Genomic DNA, 25,371 nt, shown 5'->3' on the forward strand with positions numbered 1-25,371 from the left:
GTTGGACAAGCTCATCATGCCCCGATGGCAACACTGTCGCCATCGGGGTTTTCCTGAGGCCATCTCGCCCATCCTCAGGTTCTCTTACCGCGCTCGCCGCAGCGACAGGCTCAGGTATTGACGATCTCGCCCCCGTTGGGATGCAGCACCTGCCCGGTCATGTACGAAGCGCCTTCGGTGGCCAGGAACACGTACGCCGGTGCCACTTCGTCCGGCTGCCCGGGGCGGCCCAGTGGCACGTTCTTGCCGAAGCCGGCGACTTCTTCCGCACTGAAGCTGGAGGGGATCAGCGGGGTCCAGATCGGCCCCGGGGCCACGGCGTTGACGTGGATGCCGGCGGGCGCCAGCTGTTGCGACAGCGAGCGCGTGAAGGCCACGATCGCGCCCTTGGTGGCGGCATAGTCCACCAGATGCTTGCTGCCGCGATAGGCCGTCACCGAAGTGGTATTGATGATGCGCGCGCCTCGGGTGAGGAAGGGCATGGCTTCCTTGACCATGTAGAACATCGAGAAAATGTTGGTGCGGAAGGTATGCTCCAGCTGCTCAGGCGAGATCTGCTCGATGCTGTCGGCCGGATACTGCTGGGCCGCATTGTTGACCAGCACATCCAGACGGCCATAGGCATCCATCACCGAACGCACGGCACGGCGGCAGAACTCGGGCGACCCGACATCGCCGGGCAGCAGCAGGCAGGGCGCGTCCAGTGCCTGGACATCCTGCTGGGTCCGCCGTGCATCTTCTTCCTCATCCAGATAGACGATGGCCAGCTTGGCCCCTTCCCGTGCATAGGCCAGGGCGACGGCGCGACCGATACCACTGTCGCCGCCGGTGATCAGGGCCACCTTTCCCGCCAGCCGTCGTCCGGGTTCGCCGGCCGGTGCGCTTTGCGGGCGGGGTTGCATCTGCTGTTCGTCACCCGGTTGCCGGGGTTGGTGTTGGGCGGGGACGCTTTCAGGTCTGCTTTCAGGTCTGCTATCGCTCATGCTTGCCTCCATATTGATGCTTCATGGTAAGAAGGGCCGCGCCGCCAGTCTGTAGGCCCAAGCCGCGATGTGGACGCGGCTGCGCACCGACGGCGGTGACGGAGAGCCTGAAGATGAGCCTGCGCATATCCATATGCGTACAGCTTCGTTGACCCTGGCCTGTCGCATGGCCACACTGGCGGGCTCATCGGGATATCGGGAAATGATTTATAGTGCGCGTCTGAGCCGGCGCAGACCGGTCACCGCGAAAACAGAGAGGGACACATGGCAACACCCCATCCATCCGGCAAGCAGCTTTGGCGCTTGCGCGAGTTCATCACCGGGTTTGCCGGCCTGCTTGATGGCAAGCCCGGGCAGGCCCTCATCCTGGAGCAGGGCGGCGCCTTGCTGCGCGAACTGGTGGCGCACGATGACTGGTTGCCCGATGCCTATGCCCAGCCGCATCCCGAGCGTTACCAGCAATTCCTGTTGCATGCCGATTCAGCCCAACGCTTCTCTGTCGTCAGCTTCGTCTGGGGGCCGGGGCAGCGTACGCCGATACATGACCACACCGTCTGGGGACTGATCGGCGTGCTGCGCGGCGCCGAGCATGCGCGATCCTTTGGCTGGCAGCGCGAGCAGCTGCAGCCGGTGGGCGAACGCGCGCTGTTGCAAGCCGGACAGGTGGAGGCCGTGGCACCGGATCATCCCGAACTGCACGACGTGCATCAGGTCAGCAATGCCTTTGCCGACCAGGTGTCGATCAGCATCCATGTCTATGGCGCCAATATCGGCGCGGTCAGGCGTTCGGTGTATCACCCGGATGGACGGCGCGTGCCGTTCATCTCCGGCTATTCCAATTCCACCTTGCCCAATATCTGGGACCTCTCCATCGAACAAGCCTCCTCATGACTCAAGACCACGCCGCTGCTTCCATCCCTGTCATCAGCTACGCCGAGGTGCGTGCCGCGCTATTGGCCCGCGAAGAGATCGCCCTGCTCGACGTGCGCGAAGAAGCACCGCATGCGCAAGCGCATCCACTGTTTGCTGCCAATTTCCCGTACTCCCATCTGGAACTGAACGCCTACAGCCGCCTGCCGCGTCGCGACGTGCGCATCGTCACGCTGGATGACGGCGAAGGGCTGGCCGTGCGTGCCGCGCTGCGCCTGCGCACCCTGGGTTATACCTGCGTGGGCGTACTGGCCGGCGGCGTGCGCGGCTGGCGCGAGGCCGGCGGCGAGCTGTTCCAGGACGTGAACGTGCCCAGCAAGGCCTTCGGCGAACTGGTGGAGTCGCAACGCCATACCCCGTCGCTCTCCGCCGAAGAGGTCAAGGCCTTGCTCGACAGCGGGGAGGACGTGGTGGTGGTCGATGCCCGCCGCTTCGATGAATACCAGAACATGAACATCCCCGGCTCCATCAGCGTACCCGGCGCCGAACTGGTGCTGCGCCTGCCGGCCATCGCCCCGGACCCGAAGACGCATGTCATCGTCAATTGTGCCGGCCGCACGCGCAGCATCATCGGGACCCAGTCGCTGGTCAATGCGGGCATTCCCAATCGCGTGCATGCGCTGCGTAACGGCACCATCGGCTGGACGCTGGCTGGCCAGCAGCTGGAGCACGGGCAGGCACGTCGTTTCCCGCAACAGGTCGAGGTCGGCCAGCAGCAACAGTCACGTCGCCAGGCTCGCAGCGTGGCCGACCGGGCCGGGGTGAAGCGCATCGCGTTCGCCGCGCTGGACACCCTGGCGCAGCCCGGTCGCACCGTCTATCGATTCGATGTCCGCACGCCCGAGCAGTACCGGGAGGGGCATCTGCCGGATTTCCTCTCGGCGCCTGGTGGCCAGCTGGTGCAGGAGACCGAGATGAACGCGCCGGTTCGCGGAGCGCGCATCGTGCTGGCCGACGATGATGGCGTACGCGCCGACATGACCGCTTCCTGGCTGGCCCAGATGGGATGGGAAGTGTATGTCGTGGAGGGTGCGACGCCGGCTGACTTCGCCGTCAGCGGTGAGGCGCCGCGCACGCTGCCGGTGGCAGCCGTTACGCCGCAGCAGCGCATTGGTCCGCAGCAGTTGAAGAGCTGGCTGGATGCGGATGACGCAGCCAGCGCGCACGGTGGCACCGTCGTCATCGACGTTGCTCTGAGCGCCCGTTACGTGGCGGGGCATATTCCGGGTGCATGGTTCGTGCTGCGCTCGGAGATCGCCGCCGTGTCACGTCGCTTCCCGGCGGCCACACGCTTCGTGCTTACCTGCGGGAGCGCCTTGCTGGCGCAGTTTGCCGTTGCCGATCTGCAGGCGCTGGTGTCGCAGCCGGTCTTTCTGCTGGAGGGGGGCAACGCCGCGTGGGCGCAGGCCGGCCTGCCTCTGGAGAGTGGCGAGCAGCATCTGCTCTCGCCCCGCATCGATCGCTATCGCCGTCCCTATGAAGGTACCGACAATGCCGCCACTGCCATGCAGGCCTACCTCGACTGGGAGTTCGGGCTGGTGGAGCAGTTGGGCAGGGATGGGACGCACGGGTTTTTCGTGATCTGATCCCGGAGTCCGGCGCGAAATAAATTTGATTGCTGACGCTGGAAATGAAAAACGGCCCACCGAGGTGGGCCGTGTTCCATATCATCTGTCCTGTGGGGGAGGCTGACGCCCGCGTGTCCACAAGCTCACCGAAAAATGGTAGCACACGCGCCAAAGGATAGGTAAGTGGAATATGAACAAAGGCCTGACGCTATCGCAGCTCGACAACATCACCGGCGCGTTGTCGGCAGCACGCCTGGTGACTTTTCAAACAGTTCCAGGATTTTCCCCCGACGCTCACGTTCTGGACAGATACAGCTGGCACGCTTTGATGTCGGCCGCGTTCTTCGCTTCACTACATGTCTGCGAAGTCAGTGTGAGAAATGCCGTGGATAGTGCATTGGCGGCCACTTATGGTGGCGAATGGCCGTGGAATAGGAACTTCGAACGCAGCTTGCCCAACCCTCGCGGTTCTCATTTCCAACCTCAAGCCGAGTTGCTGCGCGCTCGTGACAAGATGCGGGTTGGCGCCACCGGCAAAGTCATCGCCGAACTCAAGTTTGCATTCTGGTGCCACATGTTCACCGCACGTTATCAGGAACGTCTATGGCGCGGACAGATGCACCGATGCTTCCCCAATTTCCCCAATTCCGGATTTCCTTCGGGACCCTCGCAGGCTCGTCAGGTCATTCATGCCGAGCTGGAGACCTTGCGACGGTTTCGCAACCGCATTGCGCATCATGAACCCGTCCTGACTGATCCACTGCCGCAGCTTCAGCAGAGTATCCAGTCGCTGATCCGTTGGAGCAGCCTGGATGTCGCAGACTGGCATGCGACCTGGGAAACCGTGACCTCCTGCCTCCAGCGCAAGCCATAAGGGCCAGTATTCGCCACTTATCCATCTGAGATCGCAATTCAAGTGATACAAAACGTCTCGCTTGATCGATTGGATGTCGCCCATCGGCGACGCGGTCACATTGTTGTCACAGGAATGAAATATGATCCGCGGTCAATCCAGAAATCACTACGCGGGCGTGTACGGTGGAAAGCCATTTCAGTCTGACTCCGGCCATGGGGAGCAAGTTGTTCCAACCGACAGCGGGAGCGCTGGCGGTACAGGTGCCGGTCGTCCAGTTCGATGAGAACAATGCAGCCGTGCTGGACATCTTCGGCCAGCACAAGGAGCTGGTGAGCCTGCCGGTGGTGGAGCAGCAGCGGCCGATCGGGCTCATCAGCCGTCATATCTTCATGTCCCAGATGTCCAAGCCGTATCACCGCGAGCTGTACGAGCGCAAGAGCTGCATCGCGTTCATGGACAAGGACCCCCTCATCGTCGAAGCCGATACGCCCATCGAGACCCTGGGCGCGCTGGCCGTGGCCTCGGGCGACAAGACCCTGGCCGATGGCTTCCTGATCGTCGATCAGGGCCGGCTGGCGGGGCTGGGTGCCGGTCTGGCGCTGATGCGCGAACTGGTGGCCATGCAGGAAGAAAAGAACCGCCAGGTGATGCAGAGCATCGACTACGCCAGCGTGATCCAGCGTGCCATGCTCAGCGCTTCGCGTGCGGCCATGACCGACGCGCTGGACGACGCCTGCCTGGTGTGGGAACCACGCGATGTGGTCGGAGGGGACTTCTACCATTTCGAAAGCCATGCGGATGGCTGGTTTGCCGCCGTGGCCGATTGCACCGGGCATGGCGTGCCGGGTGCCTTCCTGACCCTGATCGCGTCCTCTTCGCTGAAACAGGCGCTGGAACTGCATGGCCCGCACGACCCGGCGCGCCTGATGCGCGAGGTCAACCGCAGCATGAAACGCGTGCTGGGCCAGCATGGCGACTCCGGCAAGGCCTCGGAATCCGATGATGGCATGGATGCCTGCTTCTTCTGGTTCGACCGCGCCAGCCATACCCTCACCAGTGCCCACGCCAAGATGGCGCTGTTCGTGCTGTCCGCCGATGGCACCGATGTGGTCACGGTGGAAGGCAAGCGCGTCGGCCTGGGCTATGTCGATACCCCCGATGACATGCAGTGGGACAACCATAGTCTGCAGCTCGAACCGGGGACGATGGTCTTCGTCTGCACCGACGGCGTGATCGACCAGATCGGTGGACCCAAACACATCGCCTTCGGCAAGCAGCGCCTGCGCCGCACGTTGCTGGAGCATGGCAGCGGCGGCCTGCGCATGCCGGAACTGGCACGGGTGGTGATGGACCTCCACGCGCATTACCAGGGTACGCAGCGCCGCCGCGACGATATCTGTTTCTTCGGCGCTCGCCTGGGCGCCTCCTTCACTCAAGACAGTCAACACGGAACACACGCATGAACGGTATCCAGCAGGAGTGGGCGGAGTTCCATAGCTATGTCGCGCGACGCGACATCGTCTTTTACTACGTCGGCTATTTTTCCCAGACCATCATCGCCGCCATGGCCGAGGCCGTGAAGCTGCGCGCCGAGCATACTGGCGCGCTGGCGCAGACGCGTCGCAAGCTGTTCTCCTCCTTCATCGAGATGGCACAGAACATCGTGCATTACTCGGCTGATCTGCATGAAAAGGAAGGCAAGGTCACCGAGCCGCCGATGCGCCATGGCGCGGTCTTCATCACCCAGACCGATGGCCGCTATTTCCTGCACTGCGCCAATCCGGTCGATGCCGACATGGCCGGCAAGCTACGCACGAAACTGGAACATCTGCGCTCGCTGACCAATGACGAGATCAAGCTGGCCTACAAGGAAATGCTGCGTTCTGAAACACCGCCCGACAGCAAGGGTGCGGGTCTGGGTTTCCTGACGGTGGCGCGCGATGCCAGCGCGCCGCTGGACTTCGAATTCTCCGCGCCCGAGGAAAATGGCGACCAGACCTTCTACCTGAGGGCCACCATCTGAGGCGTGCCTGATCCAGGCCCGCCGGTATCCGGACACACGACATCATGGACAATCTATTCATTGCCGCCAGCGCCAGCTCTCCCGAAGTGGACTTCCGCTTCGACCAGCGCATGCTTTCGCTGAAGGGCGAATCCTATCCCGAGAATGCCGCCCAGTTCTGGGGCGAGATCATCACCACGCTGCGCCGCTTCCTCGCCGACGACCAGGACGGCGGCACCATCACCGTCAACGTGGCCCTGGCCTACTTCAACAGCTCCAGCACCAAGATGTTGTTTTCCCTGTTCGATGCCTTGAACGAGAAGGCCGAGGCCGGCACCGAGGTGGTCCTGAACTGGTACCACGATGAGGAAGACGACACCATCTTCGAGTTCGGCCAGGAATTGCAGGAAGACTTTTCCGCGCTGGTCTTCCACGATCACGCGGTACAGAGCTGATGGACGAGGTCGACCTTTTCGAAGCGGAAGCCCAGGCCCTGAGCCGCGCCAATGCCGTGCAGGCCGATGCTGGCGCCGAGCCGGCCGCCCATCGGGCAGCGCTGGAGGAGCTGGTACAGCACTATGGTCAGCTGATGCGGCAGAGCCGTCGCCTGATCTCGCGCAGTGACCGCACCGAGCGCGAGCTCAATCAGCTCAATGCGCGCCTGAAGCAACTGAGCGATGAGCTCGACTACAAGGCCAGGCACGATAACCTGACCGGCGCGCTCAACCGGGGTGCGGTGTTCGAGCGGGCTCACCAGATCCTGGAAAAATCGGCGATGTCACTGGTGGTGCTGGATATCGATTTCTTCAAGCGCATCAACGATGAATTCGGGCATCCGGCCGGCGATGCCGTGATCCGGGAACTGGTCGGCCGCCTGCGCAGCACGCTGGCGGGGACCGGTGTGGTCGGACGGGTAGGTGGGGAGGAATTCACCATCCTGCTGGCCGGGATGGCGCTGGAGCAGGCGGTGATCTTGGCCGGAAAGATCCGGCAGGCGATTGCGGGGGAACGCTTTCAGTGTTTGCCGGAACGGGCGGTGACGTCCAGTTTCGGTGTGGCCTGGGCTGCCGCCGGCAGCGATTTCGAAGAGGCCTATGCACGCGCCGATCAGGCCCTGTATCAAGCCAAGCGCGGCGGCCGCAACCGGGTGGAATCCGAGGATACCGTCACCGGCTGAGGCTGCCGCCCTGCCAGGCGGCGCCAGGTGAATCAGTAGCGGGTCATCGCCGTCACCAGTTCGGCCAGCGAACCGGCGTGCATCTTGCGCATCACCTGCTGCCGATGGGCCTTCACCGTGCGTTCGGAGGTGCCCAGTTCGGCGGCGATCTGCTTGTTCAGGCGACCCTTGACCAGGCGCTCCAGCACTTCGCGCTCGCGACGGGTGAGCGTCTTCAGGCGCTGGTGGTGTTCCTGCCGCTGCTGCATCTGCGGACCGGATTCATCGAAGGGCATCAGCGCACCGCGGAAGGCGGCTACCAGCTGCTGGTGCAGCATCGGCTGGCTGCGGTTATCCTCCTGCTGCAACGTGCCTCGGGTGTCGCGAATGGCGGTGGGTCGCGGTTCATTTCCTTCTGTCGGACGCTGGGCCTGCGTGGTGATCACGATCAGCGGCATGCCGAGCTGTCGTTCACCCAGCAGCGAACGCAATTGCGGTGCGTCGACATCCTGCATGTGGACTTCCAGCACCGTGCCGCCGGGTGGGGCGGTCGGCTCCTGCAGGAATTCGTCTGCAGAGGGATGGTGTGCCACGTGGAAGCCGGCGGCCTCCAGCATGCGACCCAGCGGGCCACCGAGGGAATCGTCACCACCAACGATATGAGCGAGATTTGTATTTGCCATGTTTTTCTTCCTTGACCGATATGGACGCATCAAACGGGATAAAGGGCTTCACCGACTTCCTCGCCGCGGCACCGTTTGCGCCACTGAACGAGGACATGCGGGAAGAAAAACTGCAGTTTCACCGTGCCGTCGAATTTAGTCGATAGGATGGAAAATTTCTGGCGTAATACTTCGAATTTCTTCGAGAAGAATCTCAATTTTTTTCGACAAGAGGCCACATAGCGTGGCATATAAGAGACTTGCCGGCGTGGCTAATTGACACTTTCAGGCGCTTGTCCCTTGCGCGATTTCCACTTCTGCATACACCTGTGCCCGACCGTGCGCCTTGGCCTGGTAAAGGTTCTGGTCAGCCAGCGCAATCAGCCCCGCCGGCGAGCTACCGGGATCGGGTGCCGTGATCGAGGCCACGCCGATACTGAGCGTGACATGCGGCCCCACCTCGGAACGCGCATGGGGCAACTTCAAACGTGCCACCGCCTGGCAGACATTCTCGGCCAGCCTGATGGCCTGTTCGCTCCCCGCCATCGGCAGGATGCAGGCGAACTCTTCGCCCCCATAGCGCGCCACGCAGTCATAGCTGCGATGGAAGTTGCTGCGGATGGCGTGCGCCACTTCGGCCAGGCAGTGGTCGCCGGCCTGATGGCCGTAGTGATCGTTGTAGCGCTTGAAGTAATCGATGTCGATCATCAGCAGAGAGATCGCCTGGCCGGAGCGTTTGCAGAGTTCCCATTTCTCGGCCAGTTCGCTATCGAACTTGCGACGGTTGAACAAGCCCGTGAGCGAATCGGTCACCGCAATGTTGCGATAGAAATCGGATTGCAGCTTCAGGGTCAGGTGCGTCAGTACACGCGCTTTCAGTACCGTGCCGTGGATCGGCTTGCTGATGAAATCGACGCCACCGACATCGAAGCCACGGGCCTCGTCCTCCTCGCTATTGAGGCCGGTCAGGAAGATCACCGGAATACCCAGCGTAGCGGTGTTCTGCTTGAGCCGTTCGCAGGTTTCGTAGCCATTCAGGCCGGGCATGTTGACGTCCATCAGGATCAGGTCCGGCTGCACCTTCTCGCACTGCTCGATGGCCTGCATGCCGCTGGTGGCCATGAAGATATCGTAGTCACCCTTGAGCAGCGCATTGGCCAGGCGGATATTGATCGGCTGGTCGTCGCAGAGCAGCACCCGCGCCCGACTGCCGCGCAGCGACGAAAGTTCTTCCAGGATGCGTTTCAACTTGCTTCTCCAAAATGTTGATCGAGATGGCTCAGCGCCGACGCAAAGTCGAGTCGTTCGATCAGCTCCCACAATTGCTGGTACCGAACGTGCTGCGTCAGTCCGTGCCGCTTGCTGATGGACTCGGCCAGGTCGAGTGCCTCCAGGTTGCTCGACGATAACAAGTCACGCAGGCGCTGCCTATCAGGAAAATCGGAAGCCTGTGGCGCTGGCGTCACCGGCGGCGCGGCTTCGGTGTCGCTGGCCGGCAGAGCCGGCGCCCCCTGCATGGCCTGCATCAGCAATTGCTGCAGGACCAGTTGGGCGTCGCGCTGGCTGGGGGCGAACTCCTGGCGCCAGCGCTCCAGCAGCGCATCGGTCTCGATGGACGCCGCTTGTGCGCTGTGCGCTTCGACGGTGCCGAAATAGGCCGCCAGACCGCAGGCACCGATGGTGGCGCTCAGGCCCTTGATGGCATGACTGGCAGCACCGATGGCGGGCAGCGCGCCTTCTTCCAGGGCCTCCCGGTATTGCGTCAGGAGACGCTCCAGCTCTGCTCCCGCGGTATCCAGGGTGAATCGGTAGATATCGCTGGCCTGACGGAATCGCCGCATCACCGTCTGGTAACTGTCCACGCCCTGGCGCGAGCAGGGCGCATCGGTGATGGCATCGGTGGCAGTTTCCGTCATCGACACTGTTGCCGTTGACGATCGGTCATGGCCCAGGTGTGACAGCAGAGTGGGGATCAGCGTGGTGACATCGATGGGCTTGGCGATATGCCCGGCCATGCCCGCCTGGATGCAACGCCGCTTGTCCTCCGGCGATGCATTGGCCGTCATGGCCAGGATGGGAATGCCGCGCAGATCGTGCTGGCGCCGGATGCGGCGGGTGGCCTCCATGCCGTCGATGCCAGGCATCTGCAAGTCCATCAGGATCAGGTCGAAATGGCGCGCCGGGTCGCTGACGATGGCCACGCCCGTGCTGCCGTTGTCGGCGCAGGTAACCTGCGCACCAGAAAGCGCCAGCAGGCCGCTGGCGACCTGGCGATTGACGGCATTGTCTTCCACCAGCAGGATCTGCACGCCTTCCAGTTCGCGCGACGTGGCCGGTGCCGTGTCGCCGCTTTGCATCGTCGCGTCCGCACCGCGCAAGCGCGCCTCCGACAGCGGTGTTGCATCTTCCACCGGCAATTGCAGATCGAACCAGAAACGGCTGCCCCGCCCCGGCTCGCTGCTGACCTGCAGCTGGCCGCCCATCAGTTGCACCAGATGGCGGCTGATGGCCAGACCCAGACCCGTACCACCGTAGCGGCGGGTGGTCGAGGCCTCGGCCTGGGTGAAGGCATCGAAGATGTCCTCCAGCCGTTCGGCAGCGATGCCGATGCCGGTGTCCTTGACCTCCACCCTCAGGTTCAGTTGCTGTGCGCTGGATGCAGCGAGCTTCTGCAAGCGCACATCGATGCGGCCCAGGTGCGTAAACTTGAGCGCATTGCCGATCAGGTTGACCAGTACCTGATGCAGGCGGTAGGCATCGCCTACCACGCGCTGCGGCAATGCAGGATCGAGTTCGATATTCAGGCTGACCCCCTCCTGGGGCGGCGAACCGGCCAGCACCGCGACGAGGTCGTGGCGGAAATGATCGAGATCGAAGGCCTGCAGCTCCAGCTGCAATTGCTGCACATCCATCTTGGAAAAATCGAGCAGGTCGTTGAGCAGGTTCAGCAGCGACTTGGCCGAGATCTCCGCCTTCTCCAGGTAGTCACGCTGGCCCGGTAGCGGCTGGGTCCGCTGCAGTAGCTGGATCATCCCCAGTACCCCGTTCATGGGCGTGCGGATCTCGTGGCTCACGCTGGCCAGGAACAGGCTCTTGGCCGAGTTGGCCTGTTCCGCCTTCAGTCGCGCATCGACCAGGTTGTTCTCGAATTCGATGCGTTGCGTGATGTCCAGGTTGATGCCGATCACCCGTACCGCCGACCCCATGCCATCGCGGTCCACATGGGCGCGCGCCTGCACGTAGCGGATGCCGCCATCCTCGCGCACCACGCGAAACACCGGTTCGAATTCCCCGCTGCCGGCCAGGGCCGCCTGCAGCGCATTTTCCACATAGACCACATCGTCCGGATGCACGCGGCGGCGCCAGGCTTCGTAGGTGGTGGTCTGGGTACCGATGCCGTTGCCAATGCCGTAGATCTCGGCGATCCGACGATTGAACTCGAAGGAATCACTCTGCATGTCCCACACCCATACCCCCAGCTTGGCCACTTCCGCAGCCAGCATCAACTGGTCGCGGGCGGCTGCCAGTTCGGCCTCCTGCTTGCGTTGCAGGCGCATGTCCATGGCGATGTAGAGATAACCGAGATGACGCTGGCGGTGATCCAGCATCGCGGTCTGCTGGCGCGCCACCGGTAGCGTTGCGCCATCCTTGCGGCGGTAGGGCAGGTCGGCCACGGCCTGGTCGGTCTCTCCGTTCTGCGGTGAGGCGGGGGGCGCCACACGCTGGCCGGAGAAGGCCTCTTCGTTCAGCTGGCCGATCACTTCTTCGGCACGGTAGCCCAGCATCTGCTCGGCGCCGCGGTTGAACAGGGTGATCATGCCGTCCGGCGCAGTCGCGATGATCGCCACCCCGGTGGCCGAGCCCAGCACGTTGTTGAGCAGGGCATTGGTTTCCTGCACCTGGTCCAGCAGCGACTGGTTCTGTTCCAGCGCTTCCCATAGCTGGTTGCGGTTATGGGTAATCTCGGTGACGTCGTGCGCCACCACATAGAAGCCGATCACCTCGCCCTGATCCGAGATGTCGGGGATATAGGTGGTCAGTACATGCTTCATCCCCAGTGAGGGATCATCGAAGGTACGCTCGAAGGTCTGCTTTTCTCCGGCGAGCACCGCCTCGATATGGGGCAGCGCCTTTTCGAACAGGTCATTGCCCAACAGGTCGGGCATGTACATGCCATTGATCTCGCCCGGCGAGCGATGGAACACCCGTTCGTAGGAGGCATTGGCGAAACGGTTGATCAGATGCTTGTCCCAGTAGCCCACCAGCGACGGCATGACGTTGAGCACCGTCTGCAGCATGGTCTTGGCCTGGTGCAGCGCATGGGTTCGCTGCTGGACGGTCAGCTCCAGTTCTTCGTTGATGCGATGCAGCTGGCGTTCGATGCGCTTCTCGCGGGTGATATCGCGCAGCATGAAGGCCTTGCCGATCGGCCGTCCCGCGCGGTCGCGCAACGGGAACAGCAGCGCAGAGGCATAGCGTATCGGATCGCCCGGCAGGCTGATGACCTGCGCCGTCGTTGCCTGCTCGGACATCGTTGCGACTTCCGGCGCACCACCGCGCTCATCCAGTTCGCGCAGGGTGGCGTGATCGGACAGACTGCTCCCCAGCGCGCGGCTTTCCGGCAGGTGCAGATAATCGCTTGCCCCCTTGTTCCAGGAACTGATCAGGCCCCGGGCATCGGTGGTCACGATGGCATCGGGAGAACTGTCGACCACAGCCGCCAGCAGCGCACGGGCTTCCTGCAGCTTCTGTTCGCGGCTGGAAAAGACCTGGTAGGCCAGGGCGATGACAACGATCAGGGCCAGCAGCGTGCCGCAGGAGAGCAGCATGGCGCGGTCGCTGATGAACTGGTGCGTCTGGCTGTATTCGGGCGAAGCGCGGATTACCAGTCTCCAGGCGCGGCCATAGAGCGGCACCGCCGTGTCCAGGCTGACCACATCATCGAGCTGGTTGTAACCTGCGCTGCGGAACAGTTCCACCGGCGGTTGATCGCTGGCCACATCCTCGATCAGGATTTCCAGTGAATGCATGTTCCAGCGGCGGCTCAGCTCGGACAGGATGTCCTGCACCGACAGCGGGGCATAGGCCCATCCGACGATCTGCTCGCGTCGCTGTTCCATGGTCGCAGGTGTCACCGAACCGGCATAGATCGGCAGCAGGAACAGGTAGGCGTTGGCACCTGACCCTTGCTTCTGCACCAGCTGGATCGGCGTGGTCAGTTCGGCACGGCCGGTCAGCATGGCGTGGTCGGCTGCCGAGCGGCGTTCCTGGGAGGAGGCGATATCCAGGCCCAGCGCCTCGCGATTGGGGCCGATCGGTTCGATCTGTTCGATGACGTAGAGCTCGCCCGTGGTCTTGCTCAACTGGGTAATGGAGGGAAACAGCTGATGGTGCTCGGCGACCTTCTTTTCGTATTCCCTGCGCTGCTCCATCGGTACATACCGGATGAAGCCGAAGCCACCGGCCCAGGGGAATTCCTGGGCCAGGTCGCGGCTGTCCATATAGCGCAGCAGACGCTCGCGATTCAGTTCGCCCGGACCGATGGCGAGGATGGCACCACGCGTGCCGCGCAGGCCGTGTTCATAGCGGCGCAGCAGGGACTCGATGTCGTCCCTGATCCAGCGGCTGTCCATGGCCAGACTGCTGCGTACCTCCTGATGATTCAGATGGGACAGGCCGGCCACCCCGGCCAGCAGCAGGCCCAGGGCAATCAGCAGGAAAATCCAGGTATTGCGGGTGACTCTGGTCATTTTCGACAGGTCTTTCTTGTTGGAATGCATGATCATCAATGAAACAAGCCCACGTACCCCCACGCGAGCCGGCGCAGTGCGCCAGGATGTGCTGATTCCACCAGCAGGCAGTCCGGTGGACAATCAGGAAATTCCCGGTCTGGCCATACAGGCCAGCCGGGATCAATCGGTTTGTGACTCAGGTGCGCGCCTCAATGCAGCAGGATCCTTGCTTTCAGCGGCATCTCCTCGATCTGCTCGAAGCGACGCAGCCGGGTCAGGATGGCTTCGTCCAGCACATGCTCCTTGTTCAGCAGCAACACCCCGGAGCGTGTACGCAGGTCCTCGGCCAGCTTCATGCCGACCCGCAGTTCCTGCGGTGCCAGCAGGCGGGTCTGCTGTTCCAGCATCAGCCGCTGTTCTTCGATCATGGTGACGAAGGCCTCCACCACCAGCGGATCGTAGCGATGGCCGGCATGTGTGCGCAGCATTGCCAGTGCCTTTTCCGGTGTCGTGTTCTGACTGGTGATGCCGCCATTGCACAAGCCCTCGAAGTCGCGTACCACCGCCAGGATGCGCGAACCCAGGGGGATCGCGTCGCCCGACAGGCTTTCCGGTACGCCCCGGCCGTCATGGCGTTCGTGTTGATGACGGATGATCTCGCCGGTCTCGGCCAGGCTGGGGATGGGCGTCAACAGCATCTGTCCTTTCACCGGATGCCACAGGAAGCGCTGCACCTCCTCGCTGCTCATCTTCTCGATCGGCTTGCGTACCAGTTCTTCGGACAGCCCCAGCTTGCCGATGCCATGCAACATGCCGGCCATCATGGTGTCCCGCGCGTGATGCGCCGTCATGCCCATGCGGAGCGCAAGCTGTTCGCACCAGCGCGCCACCCGGGCCGATTGACCGCTGGCCAGGCCAGCGCGCAGTTCGCTGATGTCGGAGAAGACATGCAGCATGGAGAGGAAAGACTTGTGCTCTTCTTCCTGGGCGCTTTCCAGGAACATCACGGTCTGCCGCAATTCCTCGGTGCGTGCCTGCACCTGCCGCTCCAGCTGGCGGTTGAAGTCGGCCAGCTGCAGATTCTGTTCGTGGACCTTGCGTTCCAGCGCCATCTTCTGCTTGCGCAGTTGCTGCTCTTCCAGCGCGTGCGCCACGATCATCAGCAGTTCGCGATCGTCCCAGGGCTTGGCGAGGTAATGGTGGATGCCACCATCGTTGATGGCCGAAATGGTGCTGCCGATCTCGGAATAGCCGGTCAGCAGGATGCGCATGGTGGCCGGCCATTGGCGCTTGACCTGGGCCAGGAATTGAGCGCCGCTCATGCCCGGCATGCGCATGTCGGAGATGACCAGGTCGACGTCGGCGCTGGCCATGACTTCCAGTGCGGCCTCGGCGCTGGTGGCGGTGAGCAGCTGGTAACCCTGCGGACGGAAGCTGCGCTTCAAGGCCGAGAGGATGCTCTGCTCATCATCCACCAACAGGATGCAGGGCGGCGGCAGGGTAAAGGGATCGGCTTGTTGCACGGTCTGGAGTTCCTGGCTGTGGATGGCGCTCATGATGCTTCTCCTCTTTTTGCGGTTGCTCCCGTTGTTTCTGTGATCCCTGCTGCTCCACCCCTGTCCGTGAGGCCGGCGGGGTCGATCGGCATCTCGATCCGGAAGGTGGTACCTCTGCCCGGCGCGCTGCTCACGTGGATGTCACCGCCATGCTTCTTGATGATGCCGTAGGACAGCGACAAGCCCAGGCCGGTCCCGCTGCCGACCGGCTTGGTGGTGAAGAAGGGTTCGAAGATGCGGTTGATGTGTTCCGGTGCGATCCCGTGACCGGTGTCGCTGATGCTGATGGCGACCCGATCGCCGCAGCGCTCGGTACGCAGCGTGACCACGCCCTTGTCGCTGATGGCCTGGGCTGCATTGACCAGCAGGTTCATGAAGACCTGGTTCAGCTCCGAGGCCAGGCACCTGACCATGGGAAGCTCACCGTATTGCTTGACGACCGTCACCTTGTACTTCAATTCGTTGTTGGCGATGTTGAGCGTGCTATCCAGGCCGCGATGCAGGTCGGCCATCTGCCAGTTGCTCTCGCCGGTGCGCGAAAAATCCTTGAGCGATTGCACGATGTTCTTGACCCGCTGCAAGCCTTCATTGGATTCACTGAGCAGTTCGGTGACGTCCTGACTGAGGTATTGCAGGTCGGCCCGGTCTTCGAAGCCCTGCAGCTCGGACTGCGCCACGCTGGCCGGCAGGGCGCCGCCGAGTACGCACTGGTAGAGCTTGATGCCTTCCAGCAAGGTTGCCACGTAGTTGCCCAGGGTATTGAGGTTGGCGGAAACAAAGCCGATCGGGTTGTTGATCTCGTGTGCCACACCGGCGGCCAACTGGCCGATGGAGGCCAGTTTTTCGGACTGCATCAGTTGCGCCTGGGCCATGCCCAGCTGTTCGATCAGCTTGCCTTGTTCCTCGGCCTGGCGTTGCAGGGTGTCTTCCATTTCCTTGCGGCCGCTGATGTCGGTCATCAGGCCGATCACTTCCAGCGGCGTGCCGGCCGGGTCGCGGATCAGGCGCAGGGTGTCGTGCATCCAGAGATAGCGGCCATCGCTGGCGCGGAAGCGGTATTCGTAGATCTTCTGGTCTTCCACGAACAGCATGGCCAGGCTGGAGAAGATGGCCGCCGTATCGTCGGGATGAATGTGGTTGAACCAGAAATTGGAATCGTCCAGCATCTCCTGCGGCTCGTAGCCCAGCACGCGCGAGGCGTTTTCGCTGACGAAGGTGAGCCGGAAGTCGCCCGAGGGAACGCTGCTGTAGATGATGGCCGGCGTATTGCCGATGATGTGGCGGTAACGAGCATTGGCCTTGAGCAGGGCGCGCATGTCGGGGGCTTCAGTGAGCATGCCGTCGTCCACGCGCGGACTGCTGTATTCCCTGGACACCAGGGCATCGCAATGTCCCATGATGGCCTCCCCTCATCGTAGCCTCCGCAGCAGGGGGCGGAGGTCAGCCCCGTATCGCTAGGTGGTGCGATGCATCGCCAGAGCCTTCGCTGTCCCGCGTGACGGCAGGCCCGGTTGCGCCCGCGTCATGCCGGAAGCAGCGCCCGGCGCACTCGCCACGGCAGCATCCAGATTGAACACGCTGATCGCCTGGATCATTTGCTGGGTCGATTCTTCCAGGCTGGCGGCGGCCGCTGCGGCTTCCTCCACCAGTGCGGCATTGCGCTGGGTGACTTCGTCCATCATCACCACCGCTTCATTGACTTGCTGGATACCGGTCTGCTGTTCGCCGGAAGCGGCCGTGATCTCCGCCACTGCCGTGGCGGCCTGCGTCACCGAACGCATGATGCCGTCCATGGTGTCGCGCATCTCGTCGGCCAGCTTCACGCCGGCGCCGACGCGCTGCGACGATTCATCGATGAGGGCCTTGATTTCCTTGGTGGCCTGGGTCGAACGCTGCGCCAGGGTGCGCACCTCGCCGGCCACGACGGCGAAGCCGCGACCCTGTTCACCGGCACGCGCGGCTTCCACGGCGGCGTTGAGTGCCAGGATATTGGTCTGGAAGGCGATGCCATCGATCAGCCCGGTGATCTGCTTGATCTGGTCGGCGCTCTTGTTGATCGCATCCATGGTCTCGTTGATGTGCCTGATCGAGGCTTCGCCGGTGCGGGTGGTGACCAGCGCTTCTTCCACCAGACGGTTGGCCTGGCGCGCGTTTTCGCTGTTCTGGGTGACGGTGGAGGCCAGTTCCTCCATGCTGGCGGCGGTCTCTTCCAGACTGCTGGCCTGCGATTCGGTGCGCGAGGACAGGTCCATGTTGCCACGCGCGATCTCGCTGGTGGCCTGGGCCATGTGTACGCCACTGCGACGCACGTCGCCCACCGATGCCACCAGGTTCACACGCATCTGTTCCATTGCCTGCAGCAGGGCCCCCATTTCATCGCGACGTGCCTGCAGATCGTTGGCCGAGAGATCGCCACCGGCGACCCGGCGCGATTGTGCGACCGCCTGCCGCAGCGGCGTGAAGATGCGCGAGGCCAGTGTCATGCGCAGCAGCGCCAGGCTGGCCAGGGCAACGCCGGAGGCAGCCAGGGTCGGCAGGCTGCTGGCGTGATCCATACATTGCGCATTGAGGAAGGCCAGTGCGCCTACGCCCACGGCGGCCACCCCCAGCCCGAGGTCCAGCCGGGTCTTGAGCGATACCCGCGCCGCGCGTTGCACTGCGCCGCGCAATCCGGTCGGTACCACCTCGCCGCGATACACGGCGATGCGAGCACTTTCTTTCTTCAGTTCCTTGTAGGCCCCCTCGGCGGCATTGACTTCGGCACGACTGGGCTTGGTACGCACCGACATGTAGCCGGTGCAGACGCCGCGCTCCCAGATCGGGGTGACGTTGGCCTTGACCCAGTAGAAGTCGCCGTTCTTGCAGCGGTTCTTGACCAGGCCGGTCCAGGGCAGGCCGGCCTTGAGCGTGCTCCACAAGTCAGCGAAGGCCAGCTCCGGCATGTCCGGATGGCGCACGATGTTTTGCGGCGCGCCGATCAGCTCTTCTTCGGTAAAGCCGCTGACGGCGATGAAGGTCGGATTGACGTAGGTGATGCGTCCCTTGGTATCGGTCTTGGAAACGATCGATGCATGGGCGTCGATGTCGCGTTCCTGTTGGGTTACGGGCAGGTTCAGGCGCATGATCGACTCCAGGGAAGTTGGTTGATGGAATCATTAAAACACAAATTCATTTAAATCGTTTAAAAAACGATTTATTCGAGATATAAATAATGAATTCGTTGCGCACGTCCAACGTAGTTGTTGGAAAGAAAAGACCTGATGAGTTTTGTGGGGGATATTTCTAAGTATATGAAATATAAGGATATTAGTGGCGCTGCCTGGATTGTGATGCCGATTTCCAGCCGTCCGGGAGAAAAGTATCTCCGACGCTTAAATGATTAATTTGATTTATTTATTTGTGCTTGTCAGGCGATGGGAGATGTACCGGGCTCGCCATCCTTCCGCCCTCCCTTACCGGCGCGATCGTTTACCCGCTCCAGGCTGGCAGGGCAAGGCAGGGGGGGCGCATGCTGTCCAATGACCGACCCCGGACGGAACCTGCATTGCAGTGCGGACGAAACAAGCCCGCGCAGGCGTGTTGCTTCAGTGCTCCGCGTCTGCGCCTGACGCATGCTGCCGCAAGGCCAGCGCCAATTCCTGGTCCAGGCTGGCCATGTGCCTTACCAGCATGGCCGGGATCATCGCCATCACGATATCGGCCAGCGGCGCATTGCCATCGTCCAGGTAGGGGCGCAAGCGGTGCATCAGCGCCAGCAGCTCGGCATGGTCGCGCCGGTGGGCGCGGATCTCGCGATAGCCGATGGCTTCCATCATGTTTTCTTCCTGGCGAAAGCCGGCTTCGATCTCGGCGACCAGCGCCGCATAGGCACTGGCAAAGCGGTCCGCGGGCAAGGCTGCGAGGGCGGCAATGCCTTCCAGCACCTGGCGGTGCTCGGCATCCATGTCGGTGAGCAAGGCAGGGATGGCCTGGCGATGCAAGCCGGCGTCGATGGTCGGGGTGGGATCGGCGGTATGGGGCATGACCAGCCTCCAGCAGCAGGGTGCGACCGGTCGCGGGTCGGGGCGGAGGCGTCCGGGTTGCCGGCAACGGCGCGGTGCCGTTTGTTGCTGATCGGTGCTCGCTAACCGGAAGAACGCTCACTTCTGATTCTAGAAGCTTCGTCTCGAATTATTTTGAGATAGCGCAAAGCTGCCGGCATTGCCGGCGACGGAAAGTGCATGGCACAAAGCCGGACGCCACCCGTGAAGGTGGCGTCCGGCTTGCTTCAGTCAGCCACCCCGAAGGGCGGCCGCGCGCTTGTAAAAAACGCCGTCACTGGCTCTGCAGTAGGTGCCGTCAGGGGGGCAGCACCTTGCGCAGCATTGCTGCCAGTTCGGGCGGGGAAAACTTGGCGACATAACCATCGGCGCCCACCGAACGCACATGGTCTTCGTTGGCTGAACCGGTCAGCGAGGAGTGGATCACCACCGGCAATTGCTTGTATCGGTCCGAGGCCTTGATCTTGCGGGTCAGGGTGAAGCCATCCATTTCCGGCATTTCGAGGTCGGTCAGCACCATGGCGACCTTGTCGGTCAGCGGCTTGCCTTCCTGTTCAGCTGCTTGCGACAGTTCCTGAAGTTTCTTCCAGGCCTGGAGGCCATCGGTAGTCATCACGTAGGGCAGGTTCAGGTCCTTCAGGCATTGCTCGATCAGGGCACGTGCCATGCGCGAATCGTCGGCGGCCAGGATCACCGAGCCAGGCTTGAGCCGGAACTCGTTGCTGCCCGGCGACGGGCTCTGCACCTGTTCCTTCACCGGCGAGACCATGTTCAGGATATGTTCCACGTCCAGCACCTGGACCAGCCGGCCACCATCGAGCGCCGAATCAAGGCGGGCGATGCTGGTCACCAGGCTGCCCGGCGAATGCGAATCGGCCGGCAGTACCTGGCTCCAGTCCAGGCGCACGATCTCTTCCACCGACTCCACCGCAAAAGCCTGGGTATGGCGGGCGAATTCGGTGATCAGCAGGATGTTCATGCCATGACCAGCCTTGCAACCGGCCACCGCCGGCAGGTCCACCACCGACATCACCTGGCCGCGGATGTTGACCATCCCCAGCATCGGCGAGCGCATGCCGGCCGCAGCGGTGATGTCCATCATGGGAACGATCTCGCGGATCTTGAAGACGTTGATGCCATACAGCTCACCCGGCTTGTCGGTGGAACCATCAGGGGTTCCCAGACGGAACAGCAGCAGTTCGAACTTGTTGCTGGAGGTCAGGTTGGTGCGTTCGTCGATTTCTTTTTGAAAGGCGTCCATTGTCGTCCTCGGGGATCAGAATTGTTCCCAGTCGCCGTTGTCGGCGGCATGGTCATGGCTGCTTTTGGTAGCGGCCGGGCGGGTCGGTGCAGCCGGCTGGGCGATGCTGCGGGCGCGGGCCTGGGCCACCGCCGGGCGCGCCGGGGTGATGTCGCGCACCACCGGTGCGGCTGCGGTCTGCATCATGGGCGCCGGCACATGGCTGCTGTCGAGGCGGAACACGCCAACGGTCTGGCTCAGTCGTGTCGCCTGTTCCTGCAGGGCCTTGGCGGCGGCAGCAGCCTGTTCCACCAGGGCGGCATTCTGCTGGGTGTTTTCGTCCATCTGCACCACGGCATTGTTGATCTGTTCGATCCCTTGCGACTGCTCGGCGCCGGCAGCGGTGATCTCGGCCACGATGTCGGAGACGCGCTTGACGCTGGCGACCACCTCGTTCATGGTCTGGCCGGCTTCGTGGACCAGCTTGCTGCCAGTGTCCACCTTGGTCACGGAGTCGTCGATGAGACCCTTGATTTCATGGGCAGCGGCAGCGCTGCGCTGGGCCAGCGAACGCACTTCCGAGGCCACCACTGCGAAGCCGCGTCCCTGTTCACCGGCACGGGCAGCTTCCACGGCGGCGTTCAGGGCCAGGATGTTGGTCTGGAAGGCGATGCCGTCGATCACGCCGATGATGTCGACGATCTTGCGCGAGGATTCGTTGATGGCGCCCATGGTATCAACCACCTTGCCGACCACCTGGCCGCCACTCTGGGCGATCTCGGACGCGGATACGGCAAGCTGGTTGGCCTGGCGGGCGTTGTCGGAGTTCTGGCGCACGGTGGAGGTCAGTTCTTCCATGGCCGAGGCGGTTTCTTCGAGCGCGCCGGCCTGTTGTTCGGTGCGGGAGGACAGGTCCATGTTGCCGGTCGCGATCTCGGCCGAGGCAGTAGAGATGGTGTCGGTACCCTGGCGCACTTCACGCACGATGTTCAGGAGGTTGCCGTTCATCTGCTTGAGCGCGTCCAGCAGCTGGCCGGTCTCGTCGCGATGGGCGCTGGGGATGTCGGCGGTCAGGTCACCTTCGGCTACCTGGCGGGCAATGGCGACCGCATTGGTCAGCGGACGGGCCACCAGACGGGCGATCCACCACGAGAGAATCATCGACAAGGTGATGCATGCAACGACCAGGACGATGATGGCCAGACGTGCCTGTTCATAGACCTGGGTGGCAGTGGCATCGGAGACGGCAGCTCCCTTGCTGTTGACTTCGGAGAGTTCGCTGATCTGCTCCTGCAGCTTGCGATAGACCGGGGTGGAGGCGCTGTTGAGCAGGGCGTGTCCAGCCTGCTTCTGGCCCTCCTGGAACAGGGCGGAAATGCGGTCATGCAGTTGTTTGTATTCGGCTACGTTGCGCTGGATTTCCGGATACAGCTCCTTTTCACGGGGCTCGGAAACCAGCTTGCCGTATTCCGTCACTTCCTTCATCAGCATGTCCATCTGCTTGTCGGCGCGCTCACGTGAGGCCTGCTCTTCCTTCTTGTCGTCGGCCAGCAGCTGCTGCATGTCGAAGCTGCGCGAGCGGGCCAGTGCCAGGCTGATCTTGGACAGCGTGCTCATGCTGGGCAGCCAGTTGCGGGCGATGTCGGTGGAACTCTGGTTGACCTGCCCCAGTTGTGCAATGGCGAAGCCGCCCAGCCCTACGATGAACACCAGCACCACCAGGAAGGCAGCGTTGAGCTTGTGGGCGATTTTCAGATCGTAGAACCATTTCATGATGACAACTCCTGATAGGTGCGCTATTCGGATGTGTGAGTGCGCTCAGGGACCATCATAGGGACTACAAACAAATAAATCAAATAAAACAAATTAAGCAGTTGTTTTATTTTCTTAGGGATTTTCCTGATTCGGGGATTTTCCAGCGTGGGGGTTTTGCTGCAGCCATTTTTCGACGGTATTCATCAAGCCCACCTGGGTGAAGGGCTTGCTGAGGTAATCGTCCATGCCGGCGTCCAGGCAGCGCTGGCGATCACCTTCGATGGCGCTGGCCGTGAGGGCGACGATGGGGGTGCGCGGGCGACTCTGGGCCTGTTCGATGGCGCGGATTTCGGCGGTGGCCTGGTAGCCATCCATGACAGGCATCATGCAGTCCATGAGCACCAGGTCGTACTGGCCGTGGCGTATGGCGTCGACCGCCAGCAGACCGTTTTCCACTTCCTGCAGGACACAGCCGCGACGCGCCAGCAGGATGCGCAGCAGCTGGCGGTTGATGTCGGTATCTTCGGCCACCAGGATGCGGGCCCCGTTCATCACCGTCGGGAGGCTGGCAGGGGCGGCGGTGGGCGCCTCCTGCACCGGGCTCTGCGCACTGAGTGACGCGGCCGGCGCTTGCTCCGCTTGCACGGTAGAAGCCGTCAGTACCGGGGATGGCGAGGGTGAGCCGGTGCCGGGCAGCGGCTGCGCGCCTTCGGCGCAGAGGATATCGAAGCTGAAGCGGGTCGACTGGCCCGGTACGCTCTGGCAGGCGATCTTTCCACCCATCAATTCCACCAGATTCTTGCTGATTGCCAGGCCCAGCCCGGTGCCGCCGAAGCGGCGCGAAATCGTGTTGTCGGCCTGGGTGAATGGCTGGAACAGTTGCGCCAGGGCTTCCGGTGTGATGCCGATGCCGCTGTCGGCAACGGCAAAGAACAGCCGCCAGCGGTTGAGCCCCGATTCTTCCTTTCGTGCCGACATGCTCAGGCGCACGTGCCCGGCCGGGGTGAACTTGATGGCGTTGCTCAGCAGGTTGCCCAGCACCTGTTTCAGGCGTGAGGGATCGCCCACCAGGCACAGGCTTTCGTCGCAGTCGATGCGCAGGTCGAACTCCACCGCCCGGTTGTGGATCGAGGGCCGATACAGCTCGACCACATCGCGCGCCAGGCGGGCCGGATGGAAGGCCACCTCTTCCAGGTCCAGCTTGCCGGATTCGATCTTGGAAAAGTCCAGGATGTCGTTGATGATGCGCACCAGGCCGCCGCTGGCGTTGTGGATGCTGTCGGCATAGTGGCGCTGCTTGCTGGACAGGCCCGATTCCATCAGCAGTTCGGACAGGCCCAGGATGCCATTCATGGGTGTGCGGATTTCATGGCTGACCATGGCCAGGAAGCGTGACTTGGCCTCGTTGGCGCTGTCGGCTTCTTCCTTCAACTGCATGGCCAGGGCGGCGTCCTGCTCGCGGCGCTGGGCCTGGCGCAAGGCCACGGCGAAACCACCGATCAGGCCGACCAGGCTGATGGCCGCCACCAGCATGAGCGGGTACATGGATTCCAGCCATTCGCCGAAATAGACCTTGTCGGTGACGCCGATCTCCAGAAACATCGGCGCATTGCGCACCGGGCGATGGATGCCCAGCCAGTGTGCCTGCATGAAATAGTAGGGGGCGCGGCCATCCTGATTGGCGGGGCGCTGCGGATGCAGTTCAGCCAGCGGCGTGATGTCGCGCTCGGCATCGGTGTCGTGGACCAGGGCGGTGCTGATCAGGGCTTTTTCGTCCTGTCGCGAGAGCAGGATGGAAAACGGCTTGTCCTTGGTGACGGCACTGAAGAAGTCTTCAAAGAAGGCGCAGGGCAGGGCCACCACCACGATGGCCAGCATGCGGCCCTGGCGATCATTGATGCGCCGGCTCAGGTAGAAGGTCGGCACGCCGGCGGCACGTGAATTGACGGTTTCTCCGAGGAAATCTTCGGTTGAGGCCGATTTGCTGTGGTGCAGATAGTAGTCGCGGTCGCTCAGGTCCAGCGGTGGCGCCGGATGGACACGCGAGAGGGCGATGATGCGACCGTCGGCGTTGCTGATGCCGACGCCGGAAATGAAGGGCAGTCCGCGGATCTTCTCGCGCAGCGCCTGCGAAAAATCGGCACTGCCGACGTGCTGGCGGAGTTGCAGCTCGTCATCGATGTTGGCCGCTTCGATGTCGTACTGGATGCTGTCGATCACCAGACGCGCCGAGGACATGGTCTGGGCCGTGCTTTCTGCCAGCACGGTGGAGAGGGTGGACAGATCGTTGCGCCAGTCGTTGAGACTGGCCCGATACAGCAATGCGCCTGAGACGATGAGAGTGGTCATCAGCAGGCCCAGCAGCAGTACGCCCAGCGTGACCGCGGAGCGGCGGATGCGGGGCCGCAGCGGCGCGGTGCGGGGGGCAGGCAGGGGCTGGCTCATGTCGTGCAGGCAGGTACGGCGTGGGTGGGGTTGGATGCAGGCCCGATTCAGGCAGACATGGGCGCGTGGGCGTAGCGCCGGATCTCATCCAGTACCAGCCCGAAGCTGACCTGCAGCTGCACCAGTTCTTCGGGGCGTGGCGTCTGGCCCTGGCGGCCGGCCTGTTCTGTCTGCAGCAGCAGGGCGGTCAGTACACGGGCGTTGAACAGGGCGCACATGCCCTTGAGGGTGTGGCTCTCGTGGCGGGCGGCGTCGGCATTGCCGGCCAGGGTCGCCTGTTCCAGTCGCGAAAAGATGTCAGGCGCGCTGTCCACGAAGGTGCGTGCCAGCGCCGCGACGGTGCGCGCATCGCCGCCTACGGCCTCCAGCAGATCGCTGGGATCGATATGAAGATAGTCGCTCGCTGACTGGCCCGGATGCACGGTTCCCCCCTGTGTTTTCATTTC

General features: G+C 62.8%; 19 protein-coding genes. 7 read left to right on the forward strand and 12 right to left on the reverse strand.

The window, feature by feature from the left end; all coding sequences use genetic code 11:
- Nucleotides 1-110: 110 nt before the first annotated feature.
- A complete protein-coding gene (locus tag HFRIS_RS04560; protein WP_006462068.1) occupies nt 111-902 on the reverse strand; it encodes an SDR family oxidoreductase in 792 nt (263 codons plus the stop codon).
- A gap of 345 nt (nt 903-1,247) precedes the next feature.
- Between HFRIS_RS04560 and HFRIS_RS04565 the strand changes: the two genes are divergently transcribed.
- The 7 genes from HFRIS_RS04565 (at nt 1,248) to HFRIS_RS04595 (ending at nt 7,516) form a co-directional block, all read left to right on the forward strand.
- The gene (locus tag HFRIS_RS04565; protein WP_051110872.1) at nt 1,248-1,874 is read left to right on the forward strand and encodes a cysteine dioxygenase family protein; all 627 of its coding nucleotides are present in this window, start codon (nt 1,248-1,250) and stop codon (nt 1,872-1,874) included.
- Nucleotides 1,871-3,499, forward strand: a complete 1,629-nt coding sequence (locus HFRIS_RS04570) for a rhodanese homology domain-containing protein (protein ID WP_006462070.1) — start codon at nt 1,871-1,873, stop codon at nt 3,497-3,499. Before HFRIS_RS04565 ends, HFRIS_RS04570 begins: the two co-directional genes overlap by 4 nt.
- Before the next feature lie 172 nt (nt 3,500-3,671).
- Nucleotides 3,672-4,355, forward strand: coding sequence for a hypothetical protein (locus HFRIS_RS25160; RefSeq protein ID WP_039874376.1), 684 nt, complete (start codon nt 3,672-3,674; stop codon nt 4,353-4,355).
- Between the two features lie 164 nt (nt 4,356-4,519).
- The gene (locus HFRIS_RS04580) at nt 4,520-5,800 is read left to right on the forward strand and encodes a SpoIIE family protein phosphatase (RefSeq protein WP_006462072.1); all 1,281 of its coding nucleotides are present in this window, start codon (nt 4,520-4,522) and stop codon (nt 5,798-5,800) included.
- Nucleotides 5,797-6,360, forward strand: coding sequence for a SiaB family protein kinase (locus HFRIS_RS04585; RefSeq protein ID WP_006462073.1), 564 nt, complete (start codon nt 5,797-5,799; stop codon nt 6,358-6,360). Before HFRIS_RS04580 ends, HFRIS_RS04585 begins: the two co-directional genes overlap by 4 nt.
- Nucleotides 6,361-6,404: 44 nt before the next feature.
- Nucleotides 6,405-6,794, forward strand: a complete 390-nt coding sequence (locus HFRIS_RS04590; RefSeq protein WP_006462074.1) for a DUF1987 domain-containing protein — start codon at nt 6,405-6,407, stop codon at nt 6,792-6,794.
- Nucleotides 6,794-7,516 (forward strand): GGDEF domain-containing protein, encoded by a 723-nt coding sequence (locus tag HFRIS_RS04595; RefSeq protein ID WP_006462075.1) that lies wholly within the window; start codon nt 6,794-6,796, stop codon nt 7,514-7,516. The genes HFRIS_RS04590 and HFRIS_RS04595 overlap by 1 nt, the downstream gene beginning before the upstream one ends.
- A gap of 32 nt (nt 7,517-7,548) precedes the next feature.
- Here the strand turns inward: HFRIS_RS04595 and HFRIS_RS04600 are convergent, their stop codons facing one another.
- From HFRIS_RS04600 to HFRIS_RS04650, 11 genes are all read right to left on the reverse strand, one after another.
- Nucleotides 7,549-8,178, reverse strand: coding sequence for a response regulator transcription factor (locus HFRIS_RS04600; RefSeq protein WP_006462076.1), 630 nt, complete (start codon nt 8,176-8,178; stop codon nt 7,549-7,551).
- 264 nt (nt 8,179-8,442) lie between these two features.
- Entirely contained in the window at nt 8,443-9,405 is a 963-nt protein-coding gene (locus HFRIS_RS04605; protein ID WP_006462077.1) for a diguanylate cyclase, read from the reverse strand.
- Nucleotides 9,402-13,907, reverse strand: a complete 4,506-nt coding sequence (locus HFRIS_RS04610; protein ID WP_152486628.1) for a CHASE domain-containing protein — start codon at nt 13,905-13,907, stop codon at nt 9,402-9,404. Before HFRIS_RS04610 ends, HFRIS_RS04605 begins: the two co-directional genes overlap by 4 nt.
- Before the next feature lie 191 nt (nt 13,908-14,098).
- Nucleotides 14,099-15,445, reverse strand: coding sequence for a response regulator c-di-GMP phosphodiesterase, NosR family (gene nosR / locus HFRIS_RS04615; RefSeq protein ID WP_006462079.1), 1,347 nt, complete (start codon nt 15,443-15,445; stop codon nt 14,099-14,101).
- Nucleotides 15,442-16,842 carry an ATP-binding protein gene (locus tag HFRIS_RS04620; protein ID WP_006462080.1) on the reverse strand — a complete coding sequence of 467 codons (1,401 nt, stop codon included), beginning with the start codon at nt 16,840-16,842 and terminating at the stop codon, nt 15,442-15,444. Before HFRIS_RS04620 ends, nosR begins: the two co-directional genes overlap by 4 nt.
- Before the next feature lie 57 nt (nt 16,843-16,899).
- Nucleotides 16,900-18,567, reverse strand: a complete 1,668-nt coding sequence (locus tag HFRIS_RS04625; RefSeq protein WP_006462081.1) for a methyl-accepting chemotaxis protein — start codon at nt 18,565-18,567, stop codon at nt 16,900-16,902.
- 462 nt (nt 18,568-19,029) lie between these two features.
- Nucleotides 19,030-19,467 carry a bacteriohemerythrin gene (locus HFRIS_RS04630; protein ID WP_006462082.1) on the reverse strand — a complete coding sequence of 146 codons (438 nt, stop codon included), beginning with the start codon at nt 19,465-19,467 and terminating at the stop codon, nt 19,030-19,032.
- A 316-nt stretch (nt 19,468-19,783) separates the two neighbouring features.
- Nucleotides 19,784-20,746, reverse strand: a complete 963-nt coding sequence (locus tag HFRIS_RS04635; protein WP_006462083.1) for a chemotaxis protein — start codon at nt 20,744-20,746, stop codon at nt 19,784-19,786.
- A gap of 15 nt (nt 20,747-20,761) precedes the next feature.
- Nucleotides 20,762-22,498, reverse strand: coding sequence for a methyl-accepting chemotaxis protein (locus HFRIS_RS04640; protein WP_006462084.1), 1,737 nt, complete (start codon nt 22,496-22,498; stop codon nt 20,762-20,764).
- 114 nt (nt 22,499-22,612) lie between these two features.
- Nucleotides 22,613-24,925, reverse strand: a complete 2,313-nt coding sequence (locus HFRIS_RS04645) for a hybrid sensor histidine kinase/response regulator (protein ID WP_006462085.1) — start codon at nt 24,923-24,925, stop codon at nt 22,613-22,615.
- A 47-nt stretch (nt 24,926-24,972) separates the two neighbouring features.
- Nucleotides 24,973-25,368, reverse strand: coding sequence for an Hpt domain-containing protein (locus HFRIS_RS04650; protein ID WP_051110874.1), 396 nt, complete (start codon nt 25,366-25,368; stop codon nt 24,973-24,975).
- Between the last annotated feature and the right edge of the window lie 3 nt (nt 25,369-25,371).

This window comes from Herbaspirillum frisingense GSF30, assembly GCF_000300975.2.
Classification (GTDB): domain Bacteria; phylum Pseudomonadota; class Gammaproteobacteria; order Burkholderiales; family Burkholderiaceae_D; genus Herbaspirillum; species Herbaspirillum frisingense.

Bases quoted from the DNA above. Each gene is read 5' to 3' on its own strand.
- HFRIS_RS04560 (WP_006462068.1), bottom strand. From the start codon at position 902: ATGCAACCCCGCCCGCAAAGCGCACCGGCCGGCGAACCCGGACGACGG.
- HFRIS_RS04565 (WP_051110872.1), top strand. From the start codon at position 1,248: ATGGCAACACCCCATCCATCCGGCAAGCAGCTTTGGCGCTTGCGCGAG.
- HFRIS_RS04570 (WP_006462070.1), top strand. From the start codon at position 1,871: ATGACTCAAGACCACGCCGCTGCTTCCATCCCTGTCATCAGCTACGCC.
- HFRIS_RS25160 (WP_039874376.1), top strand. From the start codon at position 3,672: ATGAACAAAGGCCTGACGCTATCGCAGCTCGACAACATCACCGGCGCG.
- HFRIS_RS04585 (WP_006462073.1), top strand. From the start codon at position 5,797: ATGAACGGTATCCAGCAGGAGTGGGCGGAGTTCCATAGCTATGTCGCG.
- HFRIS_RS04590 (WP_006462074.1), top strand. From the start codon at position 6,405: ATGGACAATCTATTCATTGCCGCCAGCGCCAGCTCTCCCGAAGTGGAC.
- HFRIS_RS04595 (WP_006462075.1), top strand. From the start codon at position 6,794: ATGGACGAGGTCGACCTTTTCGAAGCGGAAGCCCAGGCCCTGAGCCGC.
- HFRIS_RS04600 (WP_006462076.1), bottom strand. From the start codon at position 8,178: ATGGCAAATACAAATCTCGCTCATATCGTTGGTGGTGACGATTCCCTC.
- HFRIS_RS04610 (WP_152486628.1), bottom strand. From the start codon at position 13,907: ATGACCAGAGTCACCCGCAATACCTGGATTTTCCTGCTGATTGCCCTG.
- nosR (WP_006462079.1), bottom strand. From the start codon at position 15,445: ATGAGCGCCATCCACAGCCAGGAACTCCAGACCGTGCAACAAGCCGAT.
- HFRIS_RS04620 (WP_006462080.1), bottom strand. From the start codon at position 16,842: ATGGGACATTGCGATGCCCTGGTGTCCAGGGAATACAGCAGTCCGCGC.
- HFRIS_RS04625 (WP_006462081.1), bottom strand. From the start codon at position 18,567: ATGCGCCTGAACCTGCCCGTAACCCAACAGGAACGCGACATCGACGCC.
- HFRIS_RS04630 (WP_006462082.1), bottom strand. From the start codon at position 19,467: ATGCCCCATACCGCCGATCCCACCCCGACCATCGACGCCGGCTTGCAT.
- HFRIS_RS04635 (WP_006462083.1), bottom strand. From the start codon at position 20,746: ATGGACGCCTTTCAAAAAGAAATCGACGAACGCACCAACCTGACCTCC.
- HFRIS_RS04640 (WP_006462084.1), bottom strand. From the start codon at position 22,498: ATGAAATGGTTCTACGATCTGAAAATCGCCCACAAGCTCAACGCTGCC.
- HFRIS_RS04645 (WP_006462085.1), bottom strand. From the start codon at position 24,925: ATGAGCCAGCCCCTGCCTGCCCCCCGCACCGCGCCGCTGCGGCCCCGC.
- HFRIS_RS04650 (WP_051110874.1), bottom strand. From the start codon at position 25,368: ATGAAAACACAGGGGGGAACCGTGCATCCGGGCCAGTCAGCGAGCGAC.